5 protein-coding genes and 1 pseudogene are annotated in these 3,125 nt (G+C 60.4%); 4 read left to right on the top strand and 2 right to left on the bottom strand.

All coding sequences use genetic code 11. The features are described from left to right. The 4 genes and pseudogenes from EN742_RS39715 to EN742_RS40285 form a co-directional block, all read left to right on the top strand. Positions 1–201: pseudogene (locus tag EN742_RS39715) on the top strand (multicopper oxidase family protein); the annotation flags it as partial. Between the two features lie 9 nt (positions 202–210). Further along, positions 211–753 carry a multicopper oxidase domain-containing protein gene (locus EN742_RS39710; RefSeq protein WP_236473613.1) on the top strand — a complete coding sequence of 181 codons (543 nt, stop codon included), beginning with the start codon at positions 211–213 and terminating at the stop codon, positions 751–753. Continuing rightward, a complete protein-coding gene (locus tag EN742_RS39705) occupies positions 750–974 on the top strand; it encodes a DUF411 domain-containing protein (RefSeq protein ID WP_236372580.1) in 225 nt (74 codons plus the stop codon). Before EN742_RS39710 ends, EN742_RS39705 begins: the two co-directional genes overlap by 4 nt. 52 nt (positions 975–1,026) lie before the next feature. Continuing rightward, the gene (locus tag EN742_RS40285; RefSeq protein WP_245330000.1) at positions 1,027–1,797 is read left to right on the top strand and encodes a redoxin domain-containing protein; all 771 of its coding nucleotides are present in this window, start codon (positions 1,027–1,029) and stop codon (positions 1,795–1,797) included. A gap of 250 nt (positions 1,798–2,047) precedes the next feature. On the opposite strand, the gene EN742_RS29640 is transcribed toward EN742_RS40285, so the two are convergent. Both EN742_RS29640 and EN742_RS38805 read right to left on the bottom strand, forming a co-directional pair. Beyond that, a complete protein-coding gene (locus EN742_RS29640; protein WP_063169404.1) occupies positions 2,048–2,464 on the bottom strand; it encodes a hypothetical protein in 417 nt (138 codons plus the stop codon). A 438-nt stretch (positions 2,465–2,902) separates the two neighbouring features. After that, on the bottom strand, positions 2,903–3,125 hold a 223-nt coding region (locus EN742_RS38805; RefSeq protein ID WP_210214490.1), incomplete at its 5' end, for a hypothetical protein.

The following is a 3,125-nucleotide window of genomic DNA, read 5'->3' as shown; positions in this document are numbered from 1 at the left end:
GAATATGAGCTCGTCGATCTTGTTTATTCCGACACTCCGCTTAGGGCACGTGTGCCTGATTGGCCGCTGACCCTGCCGACCATTCCGCTGCCGGAGCCGGACCTCGATACAGCGTCCCGCAACGAAGTCGTCTTCACCGGCGGCATGATGGGCGAGATGGTGGCGCAGGACATGGGTGAAAGCATGGGTCCGGGCGCATGATGCAGGACGATGAATTCCGGCACCGCCTGGTTCATCAACGGCGTCGCCGCCGACGAGGCCAATCACGACATGAAGCCGGGGCTGACGCTCTTGCGGAATAAGAGCCACGTCATCGCCACGACCAACGCAACCGCGTGGCATGATCCGATCCATCTGCACGGCCATTCCTTCCGGGTGATTTCCCGCAACGGCCAGCCCACCCCACGTCGCGAATGGCAGGACACGGCGCTGGTTTCGCCGCGCGAGAAGGTCGAGATCGCCTTCGTCGCCGACAATCCCGGCAATTGGATGTTCCACTGCCACGTTCTCGAACACCAGGCGGCCGGTCGCCTGACCAGTCCACAAGCCGAAGGAGAAGCAAAAATGTCCAATACCCTGATAGCTCTTGTCCTCGCCTCGATCCTGTCAGGCGCCGCTCCGGCGTTCGCCGGCGAAAGGACGTCACGCTCTACAAGAACCCGCAATGCGGCTGCTGCGAAGGTTATGCCGGCTATTTGCAGGAAACGGCTTCGCTGTCACCGTCAAGGCCGACGCACGACCTTTTCGCCATGAGCCGCGAAGAGGGCATTCCGCCGGAAGCCGATGGCTGCCTTCTCTCGTTCATCGACGGCTATGTGGTGAGCGGCCATGTGCCGGTCGGCACGGTCAACAAGCTCTTGACCGAGCGGCCCGACATCAAAGGGCATGACGCTGCCCGGCATGCCGATGGGCTCCCCCGGCATGAGTGGCACGAAGGAAGCGCCCTTCGAGATTCTCGAAATCCGGAAGTCTGACGGGACCGGCGGCGTCTACGCCACGGAATAGGAGGCTTCGATGATGGAATGCATGAGCGGCATGATGATGTTCGGCATGGGCCTGGTGTGGCTGCTTGTCGTCGTCGTGCTCGTCCTCGGGACGGCCGCGCTGATCAAGTACCTGTTCTCCAGCGGCGGCAAAGGAGAAGGGCGTCGGTCCTCTTATCGATGCGTGGCCGCGGCAGGCCTCGGATTGGTCTGGACATTGCCTTGGCTCGCCAACCGGATGGCCGGTGGCGGCGCCCCGGCCGCGGCGATAGCGCTAGGCAAGACGGTTTTAGCCAGGCGAAGGTCAGCGCGATTGGAAAGCCCGCTGCCTTCGGGACGCATGCCGGCGCCGGGACCGGCCGCGGTCGTCGGCGGCGGCTACCAGAGCGACATGCCGGGCTTCGGGAATGTCCTCACCGACGAGGAGATCCGGGCCGTTCTGGCCTTCATCAAAAGCACATGGCCCGAGCGGGAACGCGCCTATCAGGCAGATGAGCCGCCGGGAGCGGGAGCAGACACAGTGAGACCAATCCTAGCCGCGGAGCCCTCGAACGCCCCCAACCGGAATGCATTGTCCATGAAAGCGAAACCGTCGCTTGCGATTCAATTTCTGGCGCTGATCCTCGCGACCTCCGCGCTGGCCCACCATCCGGGCGCCGATCTCGACAAGATGAGGGACAGCGCGGAGAGGTTCTTCCAGGCGATCGACGAGCAGGCCGCGCCGCCTTTCGAACTGGCCGACGCGGACGGAAGGGCCGTCCGCCTTTCCGATTTCTCCGACAAGATCGTGGTGCTCTACTTCATGACGAGGTAACCTTGGAAGAAGAAGGCGACGGCCACTGGCGGCAGGATGGCAAGCACGCTGGCCGCAAAAAGCGGCCCATACTCATAGAAGCGGGCCGGTTCTGTCGCAAATCGTGCTTTTGGCCACAACTGGACGCTTTCGCGCGCTTATGGACCAGCTCACATGTCCAACAACGCAAGCAGATGACAGGGCTCGACGTGCCCCGGGGTGGCGCCCTACTTCCACGCTCGCACTGTCACACTCCCGCCGAAAGGCGGGTTTAGTGAGTTATGGCAGTGACTGTGCCACCAGTCCAAACGTCGAGTTTCGCGGCAACTTCGACGCTTTCCTTAGCTGACTTGCCCAAAACCAGCGCGGCCAAAGCATACTGCTTGCCGCTCCCGATGGCATAATATTCACCTTTCACGGGATCACTTGGCAGCCAATTGCCGTCCAACAATACGGCTTCCCCATTTTTGCGCACTATCAGCGCCTCAAATTCAAAATTGTCGTCGTTGCGCGGCACAGGAATATCAGAAACATCCATGCCCTTCTCAACCCAGTCTCGAACGGCCTTTGGAATACCCAAGGACGAAGAGGAAACGCCGATGAGTGTGCCGTCGCATAAGCGAAACACCTTCGTTTTCTCACCGACGGATACTGAGTCAAAACCCAAGGCTCGGCCGTCGCCAGCCATGGTTCCGTTCCTGTAAGCTATTGTTGTCATTGGCACCCTTCTATCGCTACATCAAACTTCAGGACCTTGCGCATGTCCCCTGTGTCAAGGTCACTGACCCACGGCCTATTTGCCTGATACACGATACAGGCTGCGCTCCTTGAGTTCGCGCACGGGTGGCCGTCATCTTGCCGCCTTCGCGCAATGCCTTGAACAGGCCGAGTCTGTCCCCCAGCGGGAATGACAACCACCTCCATGTCGTTGAAAAGCAGGAAATCCGTCACTTTGCCTCGTCGGTAACGGGCGGAGCCGGAGCGGTCGTCACCGGGCAAGCGCGGTCGCAGTAGGTATCCTGGGCAGCCCGTCAGACATGGATGGCTCCGGTTGTGGTGACGGGGAGGGCGATAAGCAAGTTCGGGCCAAGTGATTGTTCCGCGGCTGTATGTTTTGGTGAGGTGATCATGCGACTTCTTGTTGGTCGGTCACGTGTTTGCGGATAACCAGCATGCGCTGTGCCAAATGAGAAAACCATTTAAAGTCAATCCAGCAGATCTGACTGTATTCCGACATTGTCGGAAATTGGACATCGCCGAACGCGAGCGCTCGGGGCTTGTGATGATACTTGGGCGTGCTGCTTCGGAGGAGGGATGCGCCTCGTACCGGCCGCGAAGCCTTCCTGCAT

Source organism: Mesorhizobium sp. M4A.F.Ca.ET.020.02.1.1 (assembly GCF_004022645.1).
Taxonomy (GTDB): domain Bacteria; phylum Pseudomonadota; class Alphaproteobacteria; order Rhizobiales; family Rhizobiaceae; genus Mesorhizobium.
Note: the sequence above shows the minus strand (reverse complement) of the source record. Positions and strands in the feature narration are given on the sequence as shown.

Bases quoted from the DNA above. Each gene is read 5' to 3' on its own strand.
- EN742_RS39710 (WP_236473613.1), top strand. From the start codon at position 211: ATGAATTCCGGCACCGCCTGGTTCATCAACGGCGTCGCCGCCGACGAG.
- EN742_RS39705 (WP_236372580.1), top strand. From the start codon at position 750: ATGAGCCGCGAAGAGGGCATTCCGCCGGAAGCCGATGGCTGCCTTCTC.
- EN742_RS40285 (WP_245330000.1), top strand. From the start codon at position 1,027: ATGAGCGGCATGATGATGTTCGGCATGGGCCTGGTGTGGCTGCTTGTC.
- EN742_RS29640 (WP_063169404.1), bottom strand. From the start codon at position 2,464: ATGGCTGGCGACGGCCGAGCCTTGGGTTTTGACTCAGTATCCGTCGGT.